Here is a 24,423-nt window from a genome sequence, read left to right on the forward strand (position 1 = left end):
TAAGGGTGATTGATTTAGACTTTCTTGAGAAGTAAGGGAATAGAGAACGGTGATAGTAATTGATAATTTCTCTTTTAAGTTAATACTTCTTTTTAAATACAAATTGTTCAAATTTTGTAATAGGTCTATTAATTACCCTGACCAATTAATCAAAATCATAGCTATTTTTTATGATTTCTGACAAAGTTTTCGCTACTTTTTCGATAGCTATATCTTGAGATTCTTTTGTCGATCGAGTCACAAATTCTATTTTACCTTGTTTTAAAGATCTTCCTGTAACGATACGATAAGGAATACCGATTAAATCTGCATCTTTGAATTTTACTCCTGCCCGTTCATCTCGATCGTCTAAAATGGTTTCAATTCCTGCTTGATTCAATTCTGTATAGAGTTTTTCCGCAACGGCAACTTGTTCTTGATCTGTTATGTTAGGAATTATCACAACGACATGATAAGGGGCGATAGAGGTAGGCCAGATAATACCATCTTTATCGTGAGATTGTTCCACGGCTGCTTGTGCTAAACGGGATACTCCGATGCCATAACATCCCATAACAAAAGGTTTTTCTGTACCGTCTTCACCGGTGTAAGTGGCACCCATTGCTTGAGAATATTTTGTTCCTAGTTGAAAAATATGCCCCACTTCAATACCTCGGGCAGTTTGTAATACTTGGTTTGGATCATGGATCGATCGATCTCCTACTTGAGCTTTGCGCACATCTACAATTAATTTAGATAAAGTGAACTCTTTACCCCAATTAGCACCAACCACATGGTAGTCAGATTCATTAGCACCAGTAACAAAGTTTTCTAAATCAACGGCAGTTCGATCAACTAATCTTAAGAAGTTACCTTCCACTTGATCAGACTTAGCAATATAATCATCACTCAAATCTGGAGCGATATAACCTAATGGTAAAGGTTTCGTTGACCATTTCCCTTGAGCAGTACGATCGGGAACAGTTAAACTAAGGACAGTCGTAGCTTGATAATTAGAAGCTAATTTTACTAACTCATTTTGTAATTTTACTTCATTGACATCTTGATCTCCTCGAATACTCACTAAAACTAGAACCGTTTTTCCTGAATCGTAAACGGCTTGGTATAAAACATTCTTAACCATATTAGTAGGAGAACATTCTAAAAAACTTGCTATTTTAGCGATCGTTTCTGTGTGAGGAGTCGCTTTTTTCTCGTAGGTTGTAAAAGGAGAAGGAATAACATCGGAAGGAAGGGAAACGGCTTTTTCCACATTGGCCGCATATTTGCCGTCTTCGGTATAAACAATATCATCTTCTCCAGCATCTGCTAACACCATAAATTCTTGAGATCCCGATCCGCCGATCGCCCCAGAATCCGCCTCTACAGCTTGAAATTTTAAGCCACAGCGAGAGAAAATATTACGATAAGCCTGATCCATATCTTGATAGGTTTTTTTCAGACATTCAGGGGAAGTATGGAACGAATAACCATCTTTCATGATAAATTCTCTACCGCGCATCAACCCAAAACGAGGACGAATTTCATCTCTAAATTTTGTTTGAATTTGATATAAATGTGTTGGTAATTGACGATAAGACTTAATCATCTCTTTTGCGATCGTGGTGATAACCTCCTCATGGGTAGGCCCTAAAGCCAAAGAACGATCTTGTCGATCGATTAAAGAGAACATAATACCTTCAGCTTTCGTATAAGTTTCCCATCGTCCTGACTCCTGCCACAACTCCGCCGGTTGCATTTGGGGCAATAAACATTCCATCGCACCTGTAGCGTTCATTTCTTCCCGTACAATATTAGATATTTTTTGTAAAACCCTATTCATTAGAGGGAGATAAGCATAGATTCCACTGCCAATACGACGAATGTAACCGGCTCTTAACAATAACTTATGACTCTTAATTTCAGCCTCGGCAGGATCTTCACGCAAAGTCTGAAATAACATTTGAGATAAACGCATAAATATTATTTTTAGTAAAGGATAACCCTTTATTATACTTAGGTTTAGTGGAAAAAGTATTGGCTTTCCCAGAGTAGTTATGCTATTTCAATTTAAAAAAAGGAAAAGGAAAAAGTTATCATGTATTTTTACACTGAATTTAGAGTTATAATGCCAACCATTTACTAACGAGATTTACTTAATAAAAAAATAAAGTAAGGTGCACCAATAATTGCTGTAATAATACCACAGGGAAGTTCAAGGGGCGTAAATAATAATCTTCCTAATAAATCTGCACTTACTACTAATAATCCTCCGACTAAACCCGTCACGGGAATTAAACCTTGATGGGTATTTCCTACCAAAAAACGGGCAATATGAGGAGCGATTAAACCGACAAAACCCACCGCCCCTGCGATCGAAACACTGGCACTAGAAAGCGCTACAGTAGAGATTAAAAGGGTTAACTGTGTTTTTTGCACGGGTAAGCCTAATCCCCTTCCTAAATTTTCTCCTAAATGAAGACTATTTAACTCTTTACTCATTATCCACGTCACAAGGGTAAAAATCAGAATCCAAGGCGATAAAATTAAAACCTGTGTTATGGTTTTTCCATAGACGCTACCCGTTAACCAGATTAGGGCTTGAGAAACATTATTTATCTCTCCAAAGGTTGTAATAATATTAGTGATAGCAGAAACGATGAAATTAAAGCCAATACCGACTAATATCAAACGAATAATCGAATTTTCTCCTTGCCACGCCACTGCATAAATAGCTAATGCCACCAATATTCCCCCGATAAAAGCGGAAAAAGGTAATAAGGCAATGGGTAAAGAAGGAAAAACCACGATAAATAAGACGGCGGCTAATCCTGCACCAGCATTAATACCGATAATACTAGGATCAGCTAATGGGTTATGAGTAATAGTCTGCATGATACAACCGGCGATCGCCAACCCGATACCCACTAACCACGCTGTAAGAGTGCGGGGTAAACGAAGGGTATTAATAATAAATTGAAAATCTGACGAGGTATCAAATCCCCATAAAGTTTTAATCACATCCACCGGAGAAATATAATATTCGCCGTAACTAATGCTAATGGTAATGGCAATTAAAGATAGTATGGTTAAAATTACCAGAGTTTTCGGCACTCTACTATCTAACCATAGCGAAAAAGATGGTCGGTTCGATCGAATTACAATAAAAGAATCTTTCATTAGTGAATAGTGAATAGTGATTAATTATTAGAGATGCCTATTGATATAATCTATCCTCATCTCCCTCTCACCCCCTCTCCCTTTCCCCTATCTCCGTTTACTCATAATGTGACCAAATAGAGACAATTTTGATTACTTTATTTTCTTCATCAATGGAGTAAACAAGACGATGTTGAATATTAATCCTTCGTGAATAATATTTTTTAAGATTTCCCGATAATTTTTCGTAAGGAGGTTGATAGGGATTTATTTTTAAGATGTCCAATAACTGTTTAAGGTTATTATCAAGGTTAGCTGATTTGATTTTTTTAGCATCCTTTAAAACTCTACGACTAAATTCAATCTTCCACACCATCTAACACCCTCAAAAATTCATCTTCCGATACCCAATCATCCTCTAACTCGGCTTGTTTAAGGGATTCTACTAACCCCCCAATAGATTGTAAATACAGAGTTTCCTGTAAACTATCCCAATCCTCCTTAGACAATAACACTGCATCTCCTTTTTTGCTCGTGATAATTCGTGGGAGATGATCTTGGTTCACTTGTTCTACTAATCCAAATAAATTGGCTCTTGCCGTACTAGCATTTATTACTTGCATAATAAGATTTATTGTACATTTTACCGTACCATTATAATTAATAAAATAAAAAAATCACCCTCTCACCTCATCACCCTATCCCCTGATTCTCCTGCGAATAAGATAGATAAAGAAAGGCGCACCCAAAATTGGCAAAATTAAACCTACTGGTACTTCTTGAGGTTTAATAATTAACCTACTCATCACATCGGCATTTAACAATAAAATTGCACCCCCAACCATCGAAAAAGGCAAAATCCAACGGTAATCATTCCCCACTAATAAACGCACTAAATGGGGCATAATTAAACCTATAAAGCCAATAGGCCCTGCTAAAGAAACACTAGCACCAGCTAAAAGTATTACTGCCACCATCGCTCCAATTTTAATTAATAGAGTATTTTGTCCTAATCCTTGAGCGGTTTCTTCCCCTAAACTAAGAATCGTTATTTGTCGTGCTAAAATTAACGCTAAAATCAAGCCAATGACAAAGTAAGGGAATATATGTTTAATTAATTCTATATCCCTTCCAGCGATCGAACCTGCTAACCAAAAACGAATTTCATCGAGAGTGCGTTGATTAACAATTAAAATACCAGTGGTGATGGAAGAACAAAAGACAGTAATGGCAGAACCTGCTAAAGTTAAACTCAAAGGTGATAAACCATTTTTACCCAAAGAAGCAAAAAAGTAAACTGCGATCGCACTTATAGTTGCCCCCAAGAAAGCAAAAAAAGCCAAAATATTTAAACTAGGCTCATTGATTAAAAAAGTGGTGATTACTACTGCCAATACTGCACCACTATTAATCCCTAAAATGCTAGGATCAGCTAAAGGATTTCGAGTGATACCCTGCATTAAACTCCCAGCGACTCCTAAGCCACCGCCCACCAACAAAGCGACGATCGCTCTCGGTAGTCTGATTGTCGTAATAATTAAGTGAGATGTTGAACCATCAAAAGCAGTAAAGGCTTGGGGTAAATCTTGCCAAGTAATATCAGCAACTCCAAAGGTTAAACTAGCCAAAAAACTAAGAGATAAAACCACTATTGCCCCTATTAGGGGGATAACTAAAGGAATTGATGAATTTTTACTCTTGAGACTAACTCTCATTTTAATTTATTATAGATATAAGATAATTGCTAAAATATATCATTAACTTTGACAGAAAACAAGCCTTATAGAATCAAGAATTAACAATTATTGTTTTAATTCGTCCCCTTAAATACCCTAAATAATTACCCAAAAATCTTTTAACTTAATTACTAAAAATTATTAAAAACAGTCAATGAAACAAATATCCATTCGACAACTTAGCCTCGGTTATCAAAATATAAAAATTATTAATAATCTTAATTTAGATATTCCCCAAGGAAAAATAACTATTCTCATCGGTGCGAATGGTTGCGGAAAATCAACCCTTCTTAAAGGTATTGGGCGTATTCTCAAACCTCGTCAAGGGGCAGTTTACCTCGATGGAAAAGCTATTCATCAGTTACCCAGTGATAAAGTTGCTCAAAGTTTAGGTATTCTTCCCCAAAATCCTACCGCACCCGAAGGTTTAACCGTCAAAGATTTAGTTATTCAAGGGCGTTATCCCCATCAAAAATGGTGGCAACAATGGACTTTAGAAGATGAAACTCAAGTTAATCAAGCCCTTACTCTGACAGGGATTCAAGAGTTTGCTCATCGAGAATTAGACACCCTTTCAGGAGGGCAAAGACAACGAGCATGGATAGCAATGACTCTGGCACAAAATACAGAAATCTTACTGTTAGATGAACCTACCACATTTTTGGATTTAGCTCATCAGATTGAAGTGTTAGATCTATTAAAAGAATTAAACCATAAACTCGAACGCACGATCGTTATTGTTTTACACGAATTAAACCAAGCCGCCCGTTATGCAGATTATTTAGTCGCCATAAAACAAGGTTACATATATGCAAAGGGAAAGCCGGAGGAAGTGATGACATCGGAAATTATCAAGGAGGTGTTTGGTTTACACTCTCATATCATCTTTGATCCTATTACCAATACTCCTCTTTGTATCCCTATTGGTGGTTATCAACCTATGGTTAAAAGGTAAAATCGTTATAGAATTGACTAAGGTAGATCTAATAAACAAGTATTTGTACTTATTGCGGTGGAAAATGATGGCACAAAAAGTAATTGCAGATGAATAGTAGCGCCATCACTGCAATCGCTACTGAATTTTTAACCGTTTTATAGTATTAAATATCGGTTAGATCGATTGATATATAAAAGCTCCAGAATTTATAAATTGCAAGTGTTTGCGGAGTTGGACAAAAGAGGGGTAAACTCAACTTACTTTTAATGGAAAATGACAAGGACGATCGCCTATTAATTGAAATTAATGATAAAGTTGGATATGGAAATGAAAATGAAAATTAATTAACAATTCTAAGTAATCCATGAGATAAGTAATTATTTATCCGAGGGAAGATGGTTATTGGGTTGCTCAATGTCCTGTTTATCTCCTTGTATTAGTCAAGGAAATACTAAAGAAGAAGCGATTACCAATACTCAAAAAGCTATTGAATTATTATATTGAGATGTTGATAGAAGAAGATCTTAAGATTCCCCAAGATAAAGTTGAAACCTAATCTTGACTGATTGTTAATATGGACAAAATTATATTATGGCGATAACAAGAATATTTCGAGTTCAAATCCATACACAATTTCGCATAGAGTTTGAGGATAAATTTTCAGATCTCTCTTTACGAACAGTAGAAGAAGCTAGTGGTTTTATTTCCGCCTCTATTCATAAACCAACTAAATGGTCACCAAATGAATACATGATGATTTCTTATTGGAAAAATGAAGCCGCTTTGATCGCTTTTGCTGGTGAAAAATGGAATGTTTCAGTAATTCCTTACGGTATGGAAAAATTTGTTAAGAAATGTTCGGTTTATCACTATGAGTCATGGGATTAAAGAATATTTTTAAATGGTATTATGACGATCTCTAAAAATTAAAAATACGGAAAATCAAGTAATTATAATTTCTACAGAAGATTGGACGGCTATTCAAGATTATCTTTTAATGATCAGAAAATAAATCAATGATTAACTTTATCAAAATAAGAGAAGAAACATCCAATGATATTAATTTGATAACAGAGATTACAAAATCAGCTTTTAAAAATCATCCCTATAGTAATCACACTGAACATTTAATAGTTAAAGAATTAAGGAAGCATAATTGTCTCTCAATTTCATTAGTTGCCGAAAAAGAGGAGTTATTAATTGGACATATCGCATTTTCTCCTGTAGAAATTAGTGATGGAACAAAAAATTGGTATGGTTTAGCACCAGTATCCGTTAAACCAGAATTTCAGAATCAGGGAGTCGGGAAAAAACTCATTAGGGAAGGATTAAAAATTCTCGAACAAAAAAATGCCGATGGTTGCGTAGTTTTAGGTGAACCAGAATATTATCAAAAATTTGGATTTAAAAACAATTCAAACATACAATTAATGGAAGTGTCACAAGAGTTTTTTCTTTCATTAAATTTTGGAACATCAACCCCAAAAGGACAAGTAAAATATCATCCTGCTTTTTCTGTAACTTCGGAAGACGATCGATTTTATGTATGATAAAATTTTTTGTATATATATAATATATAGTGATCATAAAAATTCAAATAAAACTATTCATTTAATGAAAAGATAATAATAACCGTAATTACAAGGTGAGAAAACTGAACTAATTATTTATTTTGTGGTTCTTGAAATAAGTTATGATCAAAGAAATTAAGATATTCCTTTTTCTTCTATTTAGTTAACGGATTTTACTCCATGAAAATTAATCTTCAATCTCTTTACGGTTTTTATCGCAATGCAATTCGTAATCCAAAATATCGAAATTGGATTATTTTAGGCACACTGGTTTATGTTTTAAGTCCCTTTGATATTTCTCCGGATTTTTTTCCATTAGCAGGACAAATTGATGATTTTTTCTTATTATCAATAATGTTAACAGAAGTATCTCAAATGGTAGTAACTAATCTCAAAAATAAAAAAGATAAAGATAAATACTCCCCGAATGAGCCGTCAAAAACAGTCGATGTTGATGCTGTTTCTATGGATTAAATCTATTAACAAGTCATGGAGTAATTTTAAAATTAAAATTAAATAATTACAGGAATTAAAATTTAAAAGATTTCTATTATTAACGACTTTGATCTTAACATCGATCGAGTTACTAGCTTCCATAAGACACAAACTAGCAATTTCGATCGTAATTAAGACTTCAAACATAGTCATAATGATCAAAAACAATAGGATTTTTAACAATATTTCAAAGCGAGTTAGGAGTGATTTTATCCGTTTTTAAATAATGATTAAGGTTTCTATGATTCTTGTGTAGTATATTAAATAGCATAGACAATAATCTAGTTAAAGTCTGCTGAATAAATTATAAAGATATTAAAATCAAAGGTTTACACATACTACATCAATAAAAAAGTAAGAAGTTTTAGCAATTATCACTCAAAAACCTAGCATTTTTCACTTATTTTTTTAAGAATCAGCTTATTTATGATTGTGGTATACAAAACTTTAAGTCTTTGATTTTTCATTATTTTACCTAAAACCTAACACCTTCCCTTATCAAAATACTTTTTTAGCAACCCCTAAATATTGATAATAATCAAATTTGTTATAGTTTTAAATAATCCTAAAAATAGAAAAAGATATTTCTAATTTAATTTTATGATTCAGAAATTAGCTAAACAATAGTTCTTGTGTATTATTAAAATTATTGAAAAATAATATTTGGTGTTATTATTTTCCTTATTTAGTTGCGTAAGTCTTGTTTGGCAAAAAGATTGGTAAAATTAATGAAAATAAGTTGCAATAAAAGATAAAATTGGTTATCCTATTTAACAAACATTTGATAATTATTATCAATAAGAATCGGTTACTATGTATTTAGCAAGTTAAATATCTTGCTGATACTTTCTTTTATTTTGAAAATTATTGAAAAAGATGTTCAAAAATCCTGATGTCCTGTGGTTAAATACGAATCCTTACTTGTTACGCTTTAATCTACCTATTATCAAATATTTATCCCGCCATGTAAATATCTGTCAATGGGAATACTCACAAACAGAAGATGAAGGTACATCCCTTGATATAGCGATCGAATTACTAGATGATTATATAAGTTTACTCAAAAAACCAGTAAATTTAATCGGTCATAGTACTTGTGGATTACTGGGATTATTATATGCTCAAAAATATCCAGAAAAAGTTAAATCCTTAACAATTTTAGGTGTGGGAATAAATCCATCTTTAGATTGGCTTAGTTATTATTATTTATTACGCACTAATCTTTATTTTAGTAAGGAAAGAATACTATCCAGATTAGCAAATATTCTCTTTGGTTATCATAATTACTACTATCAAAAAGCATTTATAGGACTCTTAGAAAAAGCTCTATTATATTCTCTTTCTCCTCATAGTTTATATAAAAGATTTAATTTATCGATCGAAAAAATTTCTTCACCTTTAATGATTTGTGGTAGTGAAAATGATCAAATAGTTTCATGGGAAGAAATAACCAAATGGAAAAATTATTTAAAACCTCAAGATATTTTATGGCAGTGTCCTGAAGGAGAACATTTTTTTCACTATTTTCAACCTTCTCTAGTAAGTGAAAATATAATCAACTTTTTGATGTCACAGGTTAACACTCAACCCCAATTAAAAGAAAAAGAGCTAATTATTAACAATTAAAAATAAATAATTTGCTCCTTAAAAAGTAGTTAAAATAAATTGGTAAAAAAAATACTCAAAACTATTTCTATAGAGATTTTAAATGATTCTTTGTTTATTAATTTTTAGAAAAAAGTATTAAAAATTTTACAAAATCTCAACCCCATTTTAACCATTATTAATAATAGATTTTCCTCCTGTTTTGCTTACCAATTTGATGTCTGTAATAGTTAATGACTTTTCGATCGCTTTTGCCATATCGTATAAAGTTAATGCTGTTACAGAAACCGCTGTTAATGCCTCCATTTCCACCCCAGTTTCCGCTTTAGTTTTGACGATCGCTTCAATATAATAACCCGGTAAACTTTCATCAGGGATAATATTCACGACTATTTTATGCAACAGTAAAGGGTGACATAAAGGAATTAACATTGAAGTCTGTTTTGCCGCCATAATTCCAGCTATTTTTGCGGTGTTTACTATATCCCCTTTCGGACAATTTCCTTCTTGAATTTTGAGGAAAGTTTCTTTTGACATGATAATTTTACCTGATGCGATCGCTTCTCTTACTGTGACAGATTTAGAAGAAACATCCACCATATTAGCTTCCCCGTCACTGTTTATATGGGATAATTTATTACTCATAACTATTGCATTCTAATGACTTATTTGTTATTATAGATAAGTGTTGTAAAACTAGGGTGTGTAGCTTAGTGGATTAGAGCGGCTGACTACGGATCAGCAGGTCGGGGGTTCGAGTCCCTCCACGCCCGTACTGAAATATATAGAGCTTAGAATTAATTAGTGTACAGTTGTACAGTAACAAAATGTTTGTCATCGGTGACAGATGACCGAATTATACAAGTTTACTTTTTTTTTACAACAATGCAATTAAACCTCCCGATAAAGGGAGGGATTTTTTTTGAAATCTAGTTGTTTTAAACTACACTCTTAAACGGTAACTTTTAGAGAAGAAGAATTTAAGGCTTCTACTAAACTGCGTACAACTGCAATCATCGCAACTCGATCGTTTAATTTGTTGATGGCAGAGCCTACACCAATACCACTAGCACCAGATGCGATCGCCATGGGTGCAGTAACGTCAGATAATCCAGAAGCACACATAACAGGAACTTCCACTCCACGAGAAATAACATAAGCCGCCGCTAGGGTAGGAGAGGCTTTTTCAATTAGACCTAAAACACCGCTATGATTGGGATTAGAACTTGCACCGCCTTCAGTTTGAATAATATCAGCACCCGCACTCACAAGAGCTTGAGCTAATTCTACTTGTTCATCTAAAGCTAAAATATGAGGTACAGTTACAGAAAGAGTCACATTTGGCAATAATGCACGAGTCTCACGGGTTAAAATCAAAACATCATCCGCAGAAAAAGTGATACCCTGACTATAGAAACTATCAAAATTTCCAATTTCCACTAAATCTGCTCCAGCTTCTACCGCAGAAACCAATAATTGAGCCTCTACTGCCGACACACACACGGGGAGATTAATTAATTGTTTTATTGTTTTAATTAAATTGACATCAGCGGCAATATCCACAAAAGTAGCTCCCCCCATTTCTGCAGATTGACAGATGGCACTAACGTTAGCTACGTCAAAATTATTTAAACCGGCAATGACTTTGAGAGCTGTTTTTGTACTGAAGGCTTGAGCTAATTTAGAGTTATTAATCATAATTAAACTTAATGGTTGTAACGTTTAGACTATTCATTATATCAAATAAGTAATATACAAATAAAGTTGCTGATCCGTAACTTTTTTCCTTAACAATAAATATCGATTAATATAATTACTATATTGTGATTATTTTCAAGACTAATTTTATTTATAAATTTTTATTCAACAGAAATTTTTATATTTTTTGTATTAAATATTTCTGTTAATTCTTGAGGTTGATGGATTAAAAAATCTGGATTATGTTGTGCCAAAATATGAGCAGAATTAAAACCCCAAGTAACAGCTACTACTTTGATTTTACTTTTTTTTGCTGCTTCAATATCTCTTGTTTCGTCTCCTATATAAACGATATGATCAGTTAATAATTGATGTTTTTGGATAACTTTTTTAATAATTTTATCTTTTCCAAATAAGGAAGAACCTGAGTAGATAAAATCAAAATGATTTTCTAATTGATTGCTTTTGAGAAAATCTAATACATTATTTTCTATGTTTGATGTAACAATTCCTAATAAAAATCCCTGACTTTTTAAGCTATTTAATGTTTCTTTTATCCCTATAAATGGTTGCAGTTTTTTTATTTCTTGGTTAAGTTCTTTTTTGACTCTCCTTAATAAAAAAGGGATTTTATAGGTAGGAATGGGGGATTGTTGAACAATCTCTCTGGAACTTAAATTACTTAATCTTATAATTTCATCTTCTGTGACTCGATCGAAACCAAATTCACCGGCTAACTTATTGGCAATATGCACTAAAGTTTTACGGCTATCGGCTAAGGTACCATCAAAATCAAATATCAGCACTTTTTGTGTCATGAAACAATTTATCTTTAAAAAGATTATCGGAAAAATTTAAGAATCAAACTTTATAATTAGTTATCTATTTGAACTTGAGCATTGCGTCGCCACATTTCTGGTTTAATACGACGTAATGCAGAACCTTGAAAACGTTGATCCCATTCGAGGGGAGTCATCTGTGCTATCTCCGTTAATGTTGGGTTAAGATTAGCAGGGTACGGAAAAAAATCAGCTACATCCGTTACCTTTGCAAATCTCTGATTCCAAGGACAAACATCTTGACAAATATCACAACCTGCTACCCAACCATTTAATTTGGAAGTAATTTCTGGAGGTAAATTTGCTTGACGATTTTCGATCGTATGATAAGCAATACACAGATTTGCATTAACCACAAAAGGTTCAGTAATAGCCTGAGTGGGACAAGCAGATAAACATCGAGTACAAGTACCACAATGATTAGTATGAGGTCGATCGGGCCTAAGTTCAATATTAGTTAAAATTTCTCCTAAAAAAATCCAACTACCATAGTCTGTAGTAATTACATTACCATTTTTTGCAACCCAACCAATTCCCGCTTCTTGTGCCCAGAATTTATCTTGAACTGGACCAGTATCTACATAATACCTTACCTCAACATTATTACTTTGTTTTTTTAACCAATTAGCTAGGGTTTTCAGTTTTTTTGTCATCACTCGATGATAATCCCTCCCCCAACCATAACGAGAAATTTTAGCCGTGTTAGGTTTTTGGGAATGTTGATGAGGAGTATAATAATTTAAAGCTAAAGATACGATCGATTTTGCTTGAGGCCAACATTCAATAATATTCTGTCGTTTGGGATTATTCATCCATGCCATTTGTGCTTGATAACCCTTATCTAACCATTCTTGAAGTCTTTGCTTATTTTTTTCCTGTTTTTCTATATTATAATTCACAGTAGTAACACCGACTTTATGAAATCCGATGGTCAAGGCTTGTTCTTTAATTTCTTCTGTAGTAACAATACTTTTAGAATTAATCATCGGGGCTAAAAACTATAATGGTTTTAAAATAAATTGCAGTTTTTTTATAAAATAAAATCTATTCAACTTATATATTCTCAATATTAGTAAAAACTTAATAAAGCACCGAAAAAGCCCCCTTATTCAGGGGGAGACACTTTTTCCTTTTTTATACTTTAATAAAAGTACATTAGTGAACTATAAATCTCCACGCAAAGCATAGAGAATGAAAACGATAACAGGACCAGCAATTAAAATGAAACCAACAGAGGTTAATTGTAAAATAACTTGTAAATCTAAACCGCTAAAAAGATTGGTAATGAAATCCATACTTACTCCTAATTTTAAACTGACGATTTTAAATGTTTAGTCATAAATCTAACAAAATATATGATACTAGGAAAGGTTGCTTTAGTTATCGTCAAAATCAGCCAAAATTTATTAAGTTTTGTTACAAATCTTTTTGTTTATGAGTCAGTGGCTTTGTGTTAATAACTGTGGTGCTTGTTGTAATTTAGATCCAGTCGATCGACCAAATTTAGATGAATATTTGACATCCTCGGAACTAGAAGTGTATATGAGTATGGTAGGAGATGATGGTTGGTGTATTAATTATGATCAAGAAACCAGAAAATGTCAAATTTATGACGATCGACCTCGTTTTTGTCGAGTGAAACCAGAGGTATTTTTAGAAAAATATGGTGTCCCTTTCAACGAATTTGAAGAATTTGCTATTGACTGTTGCCATCAACAAATTGAGGGAGTTTACGGCGAAGATAGTAAAGAAATGATTAGTTATCGTGAACAAGTAGCATGAGAAATGAAGAATTAGGAATTAGAAATGGATAATTATTGAGCCGCTAAGAGAGACTTTAGCTGTTAGCGTTGAAATAAATTTCAAGGTGGGTATTTTGAAAATGTCGTAAATCCCTTGAATAGTATTTCCTATTTTTACTAGAAATTCTCATTATGGAAATTTTAAGCTCTCAATTACATTTATTTCTATTAAAAATTTCTGTAAATCTTATTCATTCGTTTAAGTTTTTGAAGATGAGACGGATTTTGAGTCAAAAGGAGAATGAATTGCTGTATCGTCACCCAAATTCTCATAATTCATCTGGGATTGTTATATAATGGAAGGTTTAAAGTTTAACCAGATAAGAGAGAATAAATTATGTTTTGGGCGGATAAAATAGCGGAATCATCGCAACAACCAGAATTAGTAAACGATTCCAAAACCCCTTCAGGTAGAGTTCATGTAGGTTCAGTGCGTGGAGTTATTATTCATGATGTCATGTATCGGGCTTTAAAAAGGGCTGGAAAACCAGTTAAATTTACCTATGGGGTTGATGATTACGATGCGTTGGATACTATCCCCCATTATTTGGATAAAGAAAAATTTGCCCCCTATTTAGGCTATCCTCTTTGTAACGTACCTTCTCCTGATGAAAGTTCTTCCGATTATGCAAAATACTTTATGAGGGAATTTTTAGCAGTTTTTGAGTATTTAGGAGTCAAAGCCGAAATTTACTATTTACGAGACTTGTATCGTAGTGGCAAATTAAACCCTTATATTGATAAGTTTTTACGTCATGCTCAAGATGTCAGAGAAGTTTATAAAGATGTAAGTAAAGCCCTTCGACCCGATAACTGGTATCCTTTTCAAGTAATTTGCGAAAATTGTGGAAAAATTGCCACCACTAACGTTACGGACTATGATGGGGAAAAAGTTTTTTATACCTGCAAAGAAGACGCTACAGATTGGGTTAAAGGATGTGGACATCAGGGATGGGTATCGCCTTTTGATGGTAACGGTAAACTACCTTGGAAAGTAGAATGGGTAGCTAAATGGGATTTAGTGGGTGTTACGATGGAAATGGCTGGAAAAGATCACTCTCAAAAAGGTGGATCTCGTGATGTAGCTAATGGTATATGTCGTAAAGTTTTGCATAAAAAACCGCCCTTTCATTCTCCTTATGAATTTATCTTAGTCAATGGTACAAAAATGAGTTCTTCTAAGGGTGTAGGTTCAAGTGCCAAGGATATGGCGGATTTATTACCACCTGAATTATTGCGTTTTTTAATGTTAAGAACTCAACCAAAAACTGTGATTAATTTTGCGCCTAATTATGAGACGATTACTCGTTTATTTAGGGATTATGATAATTTGTTAAATGATTATGCTCAAAAATCAGAAAATAACGAAAATATTGAGTTAGATAAAACTTTATTACCTTTATTTTATGCCCAATTAGATGAAGAAATTAAACCTTATTATACGTTTGATATAAGCACTCTTATTTCTCTTTTACAAGTGCCTCATTTAGATTTAAAAGCAGAAATTATTAAGAGATCAGAACGTCCATTAAATGAGTATGATTGGGAAAAAATTAATCAACGTATTGCTGTAGCCAAAAACTGGTTAGAAAATTATGCGGATGAAGAAGAAAAATTGGTTATTTATTTCGATCGAGTTCCTGAAATTACGGCTAATTTAACTGATGAACAAAAACAATATTTAAGCACCTTAAAAGATATTTTAACGATGGTGGAAAAATGGGAAGGAGAAGAATTACAAACGGCTTTATTTACAGCAACTAAACAATTAGGAGTTAGCCCAAATATAGCATTTCCTGCAGTTTATTATACATTTTTAGGTAAAGAAAAAGGGCCTAAAGCTGGTTATTTATTCTCTTATTTAGATAAAGATTTTGTTTTAAATCGCTTAAGTGAAGTAATTTAATATTAGGTTGGGTTAAACAAGATAAAACTTGATGTTTTAAATTATTTTGTTGTCTGATATTCTTGTTAATATCAAATTCTAATAATCTCTGTCAATAAGACTTTTTCGTCTTTACATCTTTGGGAGATTTTCCCTCCTAATTTGTTTAACCCAACTAAAAATTTCAGTAAATAAAAGTATTTTTTAACTACGAAATAAACGAGTATATAATTGTTCGTGTTTAATACTAGCTAAAGATAAACCCCAACTGCAACTTGATAATTCTTCGTCTTTTAAAGATAAAATACTTTCAAATTGTTTACTTATTTCCTCATTAAGACTTAATAACAACTTTTGCCCTTGAGTTTGTCCCAAGGGAATTAATTTTATCCCAACATTAACTAAATTACTGATCCAATTATGAAGATAACCTAATAAAACATCTTCTATTTTTATATTCCAATGGGCGGTAATTATGCCGAATGCGATCGAGTAATTACCAGAAAGTTTTAAACTATTAATAACCTCTTGTAAAAATTCATCTTCTGAGTCAAAAGAGCTAATTAATTTTAATAAACTTTTGCCCATTTGCCAACTTTGTTGCCTCAATTCTGCGGTTTCTCGACTTGCAGTAAACCAGTTATTCCAATATAATAAACCATTCAAATCTCGGATTAAATAACATTGATAAGCTCTAACAACTATAGCAGACTCTATCCGAATTGAACCATATTTTAACTCATTTAATAACCAATTTTTTAAACTTTTATCATCAGTCAGGTGTTGATCTTCGACTAAAGTTTCTAAACCTTCAGAATAACTATAAGCCCCCAAAGGTAAACTAGAGTTACACAGTTGTAAAAGTAATAATAATTTTTTTGACATTAACATCTAAAAAGAAGATTTATCTCGCAAAGACGCAAAGACGCAAAGAAATAAAAAGTATGATTATAAATTAATTATTTATAGCGTTTTTTATAATTATGAGGTACATTTTTTTATTGCCTCTTGCCTCTCGCTTTTCAACGACAATCTTTGTACCTTACTAAAACGGGAATTGCTATATTTAATCCTTGTTTGTTAATTATTAACTATCATTAATGAATAAGTTTCGGTTAAATTAAATCTGCTTGATGAATAATAACAGCTAATAGTGCGGAAAAAACTGTTATTCCTGTTGCAACTAAAGGATTTTGACCTTGACTAACCGCATAAGAAGTAATAATTCCAGCACCGATCGCAGCCGTCAAACCTGCACTTACTAAGTCTTTTTCTTGATTATTATTCATTTTTTGATGATATATATAATTTAAAAAACTCATGCTATCACCTTCTTTTAATTCCCATAACTATTTTTAAAAAAGATTAATGTTTTGCTATATTTCTTAACAATAAAATTTCTCGATCGCCAAGGGCGGCGCTACGCGATCGAATCCTAATTGATCATCTTTACAAAACTTTACCAATAAATAAGAAAATCAATCAGATTTTGATAGAGAAACTAGAATGAAAGTGGTTGTTCAAAAACAGAATTAAATGTTTACACTACAAGAAAATCCTCTCAGAATCGGATTAAAACAAGCCAAAACCCCTGAACCATTGATATTAGTCATTTTTGGAGCATCAGGAGATTTAACCCAACGGAAATTAGTACCGGCGCTATATCAACTCAAAAAAGAAGGGCGATTACCTGCGGAAATGACGATAGTAGGTGTAGCACGGCGAGAATGGAGTCATGACTATTTTCGAGAACAAATGCGGGAGGGTATCGAAGAATTTTCTGATGGTATTGGTAGAGAAGACTTATGGCAAGATTTTGCCGATGGACTTTTTTATTGTGCCGGAAATATGGATGAAGGGGAAAGTTATCAAAAATTAAAAGCATTTCTCGAAGAATTAGACGTTAGAAGAGGCACAAGAGGTAATCGAGTATTTTATCTTGCGGTATCTCCTAAATTTTTCCCCCCCGCCATTAAGCAATTAGGGGCAGCAAATATGCTAGAAGATCCGATGAAACATCGTTTAGTTATCGAAAAACCCTTCGGTAAAGACTTAAGCAGCGCCCAAGTATTAAACCGCATTGTCCAAAAAGTTTGTAAAGAAGAACAAGTCTATCGTATTGATCACTATTTAGGTAAAGAAACTGTACAAAATTTAATGGTATTTCGCTTTGCTAATGCCATTTTTGAACCCTTATGGAATCGCAACTATGTTGATAATATTCAAATTACTGTAGCGGAAACCGTTGGAGTTGAAGAAAGAGCAGGTTATTACGAAACCGCAGGGGCATTGCGAGATATGGTACAAAATCACCTATTACAATTATTTGCTTTAACAGCAATGGAAGCACCTAACGGTGTAAATGCCGATAGTATTAGGGGAGAGAAAGTAAAGGCTTTACAGTCAACACGTCTTGCCGATTTGAAAAACCTCGAAAAGAGTGCCATTAGGGGACAATATACCCCAGGATGGATGAAAGGAAAACCCATACCGGGCTATCGTGACGAAAAAGATGTTAATCCCGATTCTACTACCCCGACTTTTGTTGCTTTAAAATTAATGGTAGATAACTGGCGGTGGCAAGGTGTACCCTTTTATTTGCGCACAGGTAAAAGATTACCGAAAAAAGTCTCGGAAATTGCTATTCAATTTAAAGATGTACCTCTAACTATCTTCCAATCGGCGGCACAACAAACTAATCCGAATATTCTCGCCTTGCGCATTCAACCGAATGAGGGTATTTCTTTAAGATTTGAGGCAAAGGTACCAGGTTCTGAATTACGCACTCGTACAGTGGATATGGATTTCAGTTACGGCTCATCCTTTGGTATGGCAACTTCTGACGCTTATCATCGTTTGCTTTTAGATTGTATGTTAGGGGATCAAACATTGTTCACCCGTGCTGATGAAGTAGAAGAAGCATGGCGCATTGTGACTCCTGCGTTAACTGCTTGGGATGCACCATCTGCCCCCGATTCCATTCCATTTTATGAAGCTGGTACATGGCAACCACCAGAGGCGGAGTTTTTACTTAACCGAGATGGTAGAAGATGGCGCAGACTTTGAGCATAGCAAAAAAATATCTGACACCGACTTAAAATTCTTTTGCGCCTTTGCGAGAGTATAGACAACCCTAGTTTATTAAATATAAAAGATCATGACAACACCATTAGTATCATTACAAGCACCGAAAGATGTTGATTTAGATTATATCGATCGAGAATTACGAGAAATTTGGCAAACCTACAGTGGTGTCGGTGACGGTTTAACCGCCACTAGAGCTTCTACTTTTAGTTTTTTAATTTATGAGCCAGAAGCTACACAACCACTACTTGCCTTGTTAGGTTTTTATACAGGCCCAGTAGATGGTATTGGAGGCCCTCGTACCACTTCAGCTATTAAAGCGGCTCAAAAATCTTATGGTTTAGAAGTTACAGGACTTTCATCTCCTAAATTGTTAACAAAACTTAGAGCCGAATTTGAGATTAAACAAGCGAAAGGCAAAATTGATTTAGCTGATTTAGCATCTGTCAAACAATATTCCCCCGATATAGAAGGGGCAGGAATTGCGGATGCGATCGCATCTATTAACCCTTGTCGTATTATTACCCTATGTCCTACTACGGGAAAAGATGAAGGGGTAAAAGCTCAAGTTTCCGCCTATTGCCCTGTAAATAAACGTTCTGCTAATAGTTTAATCTGTTGTGAATATATCACTGTGACTGGGGTTTCTTCTGCTTTTGAAAGGGTTGGAGGTGTTATCTCAGAGTTAATGATTCCTGAGTTACCAAAATTTATGTGGTGGAAAGCTGGAATTGATGAAGATTATCCCCTTTTTCAACGGTTACTTAGTGAATGCGATCGTCTCATTGTTGATTCAAGTACTTTTGTTCGTCCAGAAGAGGAATTATTAAAAATAGGAAAATTATTGGATAAAGATATACCGTTAATCGATCTCAATTGGGCTAGATTATCTGCATGGAAAGAGTTAACCGCAGAAGCGTTTGATCCTCCAGAAAGACGAAGTGCTATTTGGGAAGTTGATCAAGTTACGATCGACTATGAAAAAGGTAATCCTTCTCAAGCCTTAATGTATTTAGGTTGGTTAGCTAGTCGCTTAAATTGGCAACCAGTTGAATATAGCTATGAAGCTGGAGATTATAACATTACTACCGTTAAATTAATTAACCCTGAAGGCAAAGAAATTCAAGCAGAATTAGCTGGAGTACCGATCGCCGATTGGGGTGAAGTTTTAGGAGATTTAATCAGTTTAAAATTAACCTCTACTAACCTTGACGCTGATTGTTGTACCGTCTTATGTTCTGAAACAACGGGCTGTATGCGCATGGAAGCGGGAGGAGGCGCTCAATCTTGCCGTATTCAGCAAGTAACTTCTTTAGCAGATCAAAGTACAGAAACGATATTAAGTCAACAATTACAACGTTGGGGAAAAGATGTTCTTTATCAAGAAAGTATGGTGATTACTACTCAAATTCTTGAACTATGGCTTACTTATCACCTCAGTTCGACGTAAATAAAATTATTGGTGAAGGCAGGAGATAGGAGACAGTAAGAAGAATTGATTTAAACATTAGTTAAATTGATTTTAGACAATGATTTACGCTTATTTAATTCTTTTAAATAAGTCAAATTTATTCTATTACTACTCGTAAGCCTTTATTTTTAAAGGTTTCTAATATCGAACTCAGGTACCTATCGCATTCCTTAATAAGAAAAAATATAATTTTTTTGTAACTCCCGAGATCAAAACAACATAGAAACAGTGAAGGAAAAAATTTGATAAAAGCCTTCAATAGTAGAACAATTATTTTCTACTAAAATTTAAGATCTTGGCAGTTACCTCATTATTTCATAATCACAAACCCAAGGATCAAGTTTAAATTCTGATTTTAAAAAATTAATAAAAGAAGTAATTTTGGCAGGATAAAAACGACTACGATGATAAACGGCGCAAATAGGAAATGATGTCGGCGGATAATCTTGTAATACAATCTTAAGATTACCTTGATAAATTTCATCACCAAACATCCACACTGGAGCAACAGCAATACCTAAACCTGATAAAATGGCCGATCGAATCGCTATCGAACTATCCGTTTGAAAATAGCCTCCAACTTTTACTTTAATAATTCCCTCTTTTCCTTGAAAATGCCATTCGTTGCCCGTTGCCAAATGAGTATAAACGATACAGTGATGATTAACTAAATCTTCCGGCGTTTGAGGTTCACCAGCTTGATCAAAATAGCTTTGTGTTGCTACAGTGATACGACGAGTTGTACCAATACGATTAGTAATCAGAGAATTATCTTGACGATCGCCGATACGAATTAAAAGATCTAAACCTTGTTCAATAATATTAACAAAATGATCCGCCATAACCAAGTCGATTTTGACATCAGGATAGGACTTGATAAAAGTATTTAAACGAGGGACAATTTGCATCTGTCCAAAAAGAACTGAGCAACCTAGCCGTAAAATTCCTCTTGCCTTTTCTTCTCCTCTCAGATTAGCCTCAGCCTCAGCAACAGTTTCCAAAATTTCCTGACAATACTGATAATATCTTTTGCCTTCTTCTGTTAAGTTTAAATTTGTAGTAGAACGAATTAATAATTGTACTCCTAAATATTTTTCTAAAGAGGCAATTTGTTTACTAATGGTTGGTTGTGTGGTATTCTGTTCTCGCGCTACTGCTGAAAAACTATTCAAATCTACAGCTCTGACAAAGCTCTGCATACAGCTAATTCGATCCATCTTACATTATTGCTTCTTCCAAAATGGCATATAGCTTATTCTATTTTATCTACTTCTCAAACAAAGTTAAATAAATTACCATACCGTTATCCAATTTTGTTTAATTATTAAGGATTTTAATACCATGAACTTTCGTTTATTTGCTAGTTCTCTTTCTGCCTTGGCTATTTCCAGTACTTTTTTACCGATAATCACGCCCCAAGCACAAGCACAGATGATCATGAGTTTTACTGTGCCTTTTATTTCTAATTCCGGTATTGCTGGAGCTTCAGGAGATACTCATTTTATTACTTTAGGGGTAACAGGATTTTCTTTAGAATCAGCAACAATTTCTTTGCCTTTGGATATGGGGCGTTCAATTACGGCAAAAGTTTTAGATAGAAATGGAACAGAAATTCCTAGTACGATCGCATTAACGTCAGGAGCGGTGACAATTAATTTTGCTCAACCCGTAAAACCTGATAATTATGTGACCATAAGACTTTCGGGCGTAGATATGTCGAGAATGGGTGGTCGTGTGCTTTATCGAGTCAGTGCTAAACTACAGGAAATAGGAGAAGAAATCCCCATCGGTTCGGCAATGGTTAGATTAAAAGATCAAACTTAGATACGTTCTAGCTTATTTGATGGTGTGTAATTTTATTTTGATTCAGAAAACCCTACTTATTATTTTCGGTTTACCGTCTTCTAACTAAAAAAAATTTATGACATTATAAAAATAACAATAAAGATTAAATAAATAGTCATTAAATTAGTTATTAGGAGGCGATCGATTATGTCTTTAGTTCGTTTTTATCCTTTATCTGACATTAATAGTTTACATCGTCAAATGAATCGACTTTTTGATGAAATTACCTCTTGGGATAACCCTACTAATACTGTTTTAAAACCTGCGATCGAATTATTTGACAATCAAGATAGCTTGAGTTTAAAAGTTTTAGTACCCGGTATTGACAAAAAAGATCTCGATATTAGTGTTACCCGTGAAGCGGTAAAAATTAGTGGAGAATATCGTCATCATGAAGAAAATAAAGAGAATGGTTACTATGTTTCCGAATTTAATTACGGTAAGTTTGAACGCACTATTAATTTACCTGTAGCCATTCAAAATGAAAAAGTAAGTGCTGATTATAAAGACGGAATTTTAACTCTAAATTTACCAAAAATTGAAGAAGTTAAAAACAAAGTATTTAAAGTTAGCTTACAGGAAAATACACAACCTGCGTTAGAAGCAAACACCGCTCAATAAATCTTTGTTGTGTTAAAGGTTAAGTTTTCAATCCATTTATTTTAATTAACCTAAGTGGATTCTGTAAACAACCTCTCCTAACAATATTATTAATAGATATTTTTAAAAGTCCTTCTCTTTAGTCGAGAGAGGGATTTTACTTTAGATTCAAAATCATAGTATTTTAGTAACCTTAAATAAATTAAAACGGTAAAATCAATTTTAGGAGTTTTAAAATCAATTCTTGTCACTATTCCTTCCCTCTCTTTACCGATAATTTTATGTCCCACTGAAGTTAATTAGGGTTTGCTGAATAAATCAGAAGACTATTTTAAAATAAAGGGTTTAGACATAATACATGAACAAAAAAGTGCCCAGTTTTAGCAATTATTACTAAAAAACCTAGCATTTTCACTTATTTTTCAAGAATTAGTTTGTTTGTATATATATTACACAGAACCTCAAAACCTTGATTTTTCATTATTTTACCTAAAACCTAACACCTTCCCTCATCAAAATACTTTTTCAGCAACCCCTAATTATATTGATATATTGAATTGCCTAGAGTAAATTTTAACTTATTGTCAAGGAGTATTAACCAGAAAAAAAATTCGTGTCAAGTAATTGCAACAAAAATTTACATAAGTTAATATAAAGGAGTAGTCAAGCAAAAAGGAGCTTGAAAATTATGGCAATTTTAATTTCATTATTCATTATCGGTTGGTTAGCAGCTTCTCTCATTGGTACTCAAGCGTATTTCTTGGGAGAACAAACAAAACCCATTCATCAACGCAACTGGGATTCTGAATCTTTTGATCAATTAGCCAAATCATTTACTGGAAAAGATACTGATTATTTAGTAAGAATACCCGCTTACTCTATTGATGCTTATAATGCAACTAAAAATTAATTTCTGTTAGCAAATTGACTGACTCATAACAGTACATTTCTATTGTTTTTCATCGATCGAGGGGCTTGATATTTCAAGCCTCTTTTTTATGTTGAATATGCAAAAAGTAAGACTTGTCAGTATTGGTAAATTTACACTAACTCATTTTGAATTGCCCATCGAGATAATTCTGTGCGATTATGTAATCCTGTTTTGTTTAACATATTAGAAACATGACTTTCGATCGTTCTTTGACTAACTCCTAAAGCCTGAGAAATGTCTTTATTAGAAAATCCTTGGGCGACTAAATCAACTACTTTTGTTTCTGTCGGAGTTAATTCGACACTTTTAGGTACTTGTATTCTGGGATAATTCTCTGTTTTGCGGGGATTACTACCCATTAAACGAACACTTTGATTAAGAGTAGATCGCACTTGTGCTACTAATTCATCAGGTTCAAAGGGTTTTACCATATATACATCAGCACCTTGAGTTAAACCTTTAATTCTATCTTTACTTTGTCCTTTAGCAGATAAAAAGATAACGGGAAGCCAATCTAAACGAGGATTTTGACGAATTTCTTGTACAAAGGTATAACCATCCATTTCTGGCATCATGACATCACAGATAATTAAATCAGGAGTTTCTTTTTCTAATATTTTAATTGCCTCCATCCCTTGACTAGCGGTTAACACCTCATAACCATTAAATTCTAAATAATCTTTCACTAACAGGATTAAATTTGGATCATCATCTATTAACAATAATTTTTTAGAGGGTATATCTTTCATAGTTTTTCGCTGAGAGTCATTAGGGTTTTCGTCAATA

At 33.5% G+C, this 24,423-nt stretch carries 27 protein-coding genes and 1 tRNA gene; 14 read left to right on the forward strand and 14 right to left on the reverse strand.

All coding sequences use genetic code 11. The features are described from left to right. Positions 1 to 145 precede the first annotated feature (145 nt). From proS to GM3709_RS01265, 5 genes are all read right to left on the reverse strand, one after another. A complete protein-coding gene (gene proS, locus GM3709_RS01245) occupies positions 146 to 1,957 on the reverse strand; it encodes a proline--tRNA ligase (RefSeq protein ID WP_066115508.1) in 1,812 nt (603 codons plus the stop codon). Between the two features lie 164 nt (positions 1,958 to 2,121). After that, the gene (locus GM3709_RS01250; RefSeq protein ID WP_066115511.1) at positions 2,122 to 3,159 is read right to left on the reverse strand and encodes an iron ABC transporter permease; all 1,038 of its coding nucleotides are present in this window, start codon (positions 3,157 to 3,159) and stop codon (positions 2,122 to 2,124) included. A gap of 97 nt (positions 3,160 to 3,256) precedes the next feature. After that, positions 3,257 to 3,514 carry a Txe/YoeB family addiction module toxin gene (locus tag GM3709_RS01255; protein ID WP_066115513.1) on the reverse strand — a complete coding sequence of 86 codons (258 nt, stop codon included), beginning with the start codon at positions 3,512 to 3,514 and terminating at the stop codon, positions 3,257 to 3,259. Beyond that, positions 3,498 to 3,761 carry a type II toxin-antitoxin system Phd/YefM family antitoxin gene (locus tag GM3709_RS01260; RefSeq protein ID WP_066115515.1) on the reverse strand — a complete coding sequence of 88 codons (264 nt, stop codon included), beginning with the start codon at positions 3,759 to 3,761 and terminating at the stop codon, positions 3,498 to 3,500. Before GM3709_RS01260 ends, GM3709_RS01255 begins: the two co-directional genes overlap by 17 nt. 75 nt (positions 3,762 to 3,836) lie before the next feature. Beyond that, positions 3,837 to 4,853 (reverse strand): iron ABC transporter permease, encoded by a 1,017-nt coding sequence (locus tag GM3709_RS01265; RefSeq protein WP_066115517.1) that lies wholly within the window; start codon positions 4,851 to 4,853, stop codon positions 3,837 to 3,839. Between the two features lie 175 nt (positions 4,854 to 5,028). Here GM3709_RS01265 and GM3709_RS01270 point away from each other — a divergent pair, with 175 nt between their 5' ends. From GM3709_RS01270 to GM3709_RS01295, 6 genes are all read left to right on the forward strand, one after another. After that, complete coding sequence (locus tag GM3709_RS01270; protein ID WP_066115519.1) at positions 5,029 to 5,829, forward strand: ABC transporter ATP-binding protein; 801 nt, start codon at positions 5,029 to 5,031, stop codon at positions 5,827 to 5,829. A gap of 396 nt (positions 5,830 to 6,225) precedes the next feature. Then, positions 6,226 to 6,315 carry a type II toxin-antitoxin system HicB family antitoxin gene (locus tag GM3709_RS21850; RefSeq protein ID WP_396229696.1) on the forward strand — a complete coding sequence of 30 codons (90 nt, stop codon included), beginning with the start codon at positions 6,226 to 6,228 and terminating at the stop codon, positions 6,313 to 6,315. Between the two features lie 87 nt (positions 6,316 to 6,402). Continuing rightward, complete coding sequence (locus tag GM3709_RS01280; RefSeq protein ID WP_066115521.1) at positions 6,403 to 6,699, forward strand: antibiotic biosynthesis monooxygenase family protein; 297 nt, start codon at positions 6,403 to 6,405, stop codon at positions 6,697 to 6,699. A gap of 128 nt (positions 6,700 to 6,827) precedes the next feature. Continuing rightward, positions 6,828 to 7,361, forward strand: coding sequence for a GNAT family N-acetyltransferase (locus tag GM3709_RS01285; RefSeq protein WP_066115525.1), 534 nt, complete (start codon positions 6,828 to 6,830; stop codon positions 7,359 to 7,361). 201 nt (positions 7,362 to 7,562) lie between these two features. After that, positions 7,563 to 7,856, forward strand: a complete 294-nt coding sequence (locus tag GM3709_RS01290) for a YkvA family protein (protein ID WP_066115527.1) — start codon at positions 7,563 to 7,565, stop codon at positions 7,854 to 7,856. Between the two features lie 897 nt (positions 7,857 to 8,753). Further along, a complete protein-coding gene (locus GM3709_RS01295) occupies positions 8,754 to 9,503 on the forward strand; it encodes an alpha/beta fold hydrolase (RefSeq protein WP_066115529.1) in 750 nt (249 codons plus the stop codon). 147 nt (positions 9,504 to 9,650) lie between these two features. Here GM3709_RS01295 and moaC read toward each other — a convergent pair whose 3' ends face one another. Continuing rightward, positions 9,651 to 10,127, reverse strand: coding sequence for a cyclic pyranopterin monophosphate synthase MoaC (moaC, locus tag GM3709_RS01300; protein ID WP_066115532.1), 477 nt, complete (start codon positions 10,125 to 10,127; stop codon positions 9,651 to 9,653). Positions 10,128 to 10,181: 54 nt separating this feature from the next. On the opposite strand from moaC, the gene GM3709_RS01305 reads away from it, so the two are divergent. Continuing rightward, positions 10,182 to 10,255: transfer RNA gene (locus tag GM3709_RS01305), tRNA-Arg, on the forward strand. 178 nt (positions 10,256 to 10,433) lie between these two features. Here GM3709_RS01305 and GM3709_RS01310 read toward each other — a convergent pair. From GM3709_RS01310 to psb30, 4 genes are all read right to left on the reverse strand, one after another. Continuing rightward, positions 10,434 to 11,180 carry a DUF561 domain-containing protein gene (locus GM3709_RS01310; protein WP_066115534.1) on the reverse strand — a complete coding sequence of 249 codons (747 nt, stop codon included), beginning with the start codon at positions 11,178 to 11,180 and terminating at the stop codon, positions 10,434 to 10,436. Between the two features lie 161 nt (positions 11,181 to 11,341). Continuing rightward, complete coding sequence (locus tag GM3709_RS01315; RefSeq protein ID WP_066115536.1) at positions 11,342 to 11,998, reverse strand: HAD hydrolase-like protein; 657 nt, start codon at positions 11,996 to 11,998, stop codon at positions 11,342 to 11,344. Positions 11,999 to 12,054: 56 nt separating this feature from the next. Then, entirely contained in the window at positions 12,055 to 12,987 is a 933-nt protein-coding gene (gene queG / locus GM3709_RS01320; protein ID WP_173645735.1) for a tRNA epoxyqueuosine(34) reductase QueG, read from the reverse strand. Between the two features lie 195 nt (positions 12,988 to 13,182). Beyond that, complete coding sequence (gene psb30 / locus GM3709_RS01325) at positions 13,183 to 13,314, reverse strand: photosystem II reaction center protein Ycf12/Psb30 (RefSeq protein ID WP_066115540.1); 132 nt, start codon at positions 13,312 to 13,314, stop codon at positions 13,183 to 13,185. A gap of 139 nt (positions 13,315 to 13,453) precedes the next feature. On the opposite strand from psb30, the gene GM3709_RS01330 reads away from it, so the two are divergent. Then, complete coding sequence (locus tag GM3709_RS01330; RefSeq protein ID WP_066115542.1) at positions 13,454 to 13,801, forward strand: YkgJ family cysteine cluster protein; 348 nt, start codon at positions 13,454 to 13,456, stop codon at positions 13,799 to 13,801. 357 nt (positions 13,802 to 14,158) lie between these two features. Continuing rightward, positions 14,159 to 15,727 (forward strand): lysine--tRNA ligase, encoded by a 1,569-nt coding sequence (gene lysS, locus GM3709_RS01335; RefSeq protein ID WP_066115544.1) that lies wholly within the window; start codon positions 14,159 to 14,161, stop codon positions 15,725 to 15,727. 183 nt (positions 15,728 to 15,910) lie between these two features. Here lysS and GM3709_RS01340 read toward each other — a convergent pair whose 3' ends face one another. Next, entirely contained in the window at positions 15,911 to 16,597 is a 687-nt protein-coding gene (locus tag GM3709_RS01340; RefSeq protein ID WP_197671859.1) for an urease accessory protein UreF, read from the reverse strand. Between the two features lie 224 nt (positions 16,598 to 16,821). Beyond that, complete coding sequence (locus GM3709_RS20365; RefSeq protein ID WP_066115546.1) at positions 16,822 to 17,028, reverse strand: hypothetical protein; 207 nt, start codon at positions 17,026 to 17,028, stop codon at positions 16,822 to 16,824. A gap of 214 nt (positions 17,029 to 17,242) precedes the next feature. Between GM3709_RS20365 and zwf the strand changes: the two genes are divergently transcribed. Continuing rightward, positions 17,243 to 18,772 carry a glucose-6-phosphate dehydrogenase gene (zwf, locus tag GM3709_RS01350; RefSeq protein ID WP_066115548.1) on the forward strand — a complete coding sequence of 510 codons (1,530 nt, stop codon included), beginning with the start codon at positions 17,243 to 17,245 and terminating at the stop codon, positions 18,770 to 18,772. Between the two features lie 91 nt (positions 18,773 to 18,863). Further along, entirely contained in the window at positions 18,864 to 20,240 is a 1,377-nt protein-coding gene (opcA, locus tag GM3709_RS01355) for a glucose-6-phosphate dehydrogenase assembly protein OpcA (RefSeq protein ID WP_066115550.1), read from the forward strand. 323 nt (positions 20,241 to 20,563) lie between these two features. Here the strand turns inward: opcA and GM3709_RS01360 are convergent, their stop codons facing one another. Next, positions 20,564 to 21,478 carry a LysR family transcriptional regulator gene (locus GM3709_RS01360; RefSeq protein WP_066115552.1) on the reverse strand — a complete coding sequence of 305 codons (915 nt, stop codon included), beginning with the start codon at positions 21,476 to 21,478 and terminating at the stop codon, positions 20,564 to 20,566. Between the two features lie 124 nt (positions 21,479 to 21,602). On the opposite strand from GM3709_RS01360, the gene GM3709_RS01365 reads away from it, so the two are divergent. The 3 genes from GM3709_RS01365 to GM3709_RS01375 all read left to right on the forward strand — a co-directional run bounded on the left by GM3709_RS01365 (position 21,603) and on the right by GM3709_RS01375 (position 23,616). Next, on the forward strand, positions 21,603 to 22,085 hold the full coding sequence (locus GM3709_RS01365) for a DUF2808 domain-containing protein (RefSeq protein WP_066115554.1): 483 nt from the start codon (positions 21,603 to 21,605) through the stop codon (positions 22,083 to 22,085). 168 nt (positions 22,086 to 22,253) lie between these two features. Continuing rightward, complete coding sequence (locus GM3709_RS01370; RefSeq protein ID WP_066115556.1) at positions 22,254 to 22,727, forward strand: Hsp20/alpha crystallin family protein; 474 nt, start codon at positions 22,254 to 22,256, stop codon at positions 22,725 to 22,727. A gap of 667 nt (positions 22,728 to 23,394) precedes the next feature. Next, a complete protein-coding gene (locus tag GM3709_RS01375; protein WP_066115558.1) occupies positions 23,395 to 23,616 on the forward strand; it encodes a photosystem II protein, Psb35-related in 222 nt (73 codons plus the stop codon). 131 nt (positions 23,617 to 23,747) lie between these two features. On the opposite strand, the gene GM3709_RS01380 is transcribed toward GM3709_RS01375, so the two are convergent. Then, positions 23,748 to 24,386, reverse strand: coding sequence for a response regulator transcription factor (locus GM3709_RS01380; protein ID WP_066115560.1), 639 nt, complete (start codon positions 24,384 to 24,386; stop codon positions 23,748 to 23,750). Positions 24,387 to 24,423 lie beyond the last annotated feature (37 nt).

Origin of the sequence: Geminocystis sp. NIES-3709 (assembly GCF_001548115.1) — a bacterium.
GTDB lineage: Bacteria > Cyanobacteriota > Cyanobacteriia > Cyanobacteriales > Cyanobacteriaceae > Geminocystis.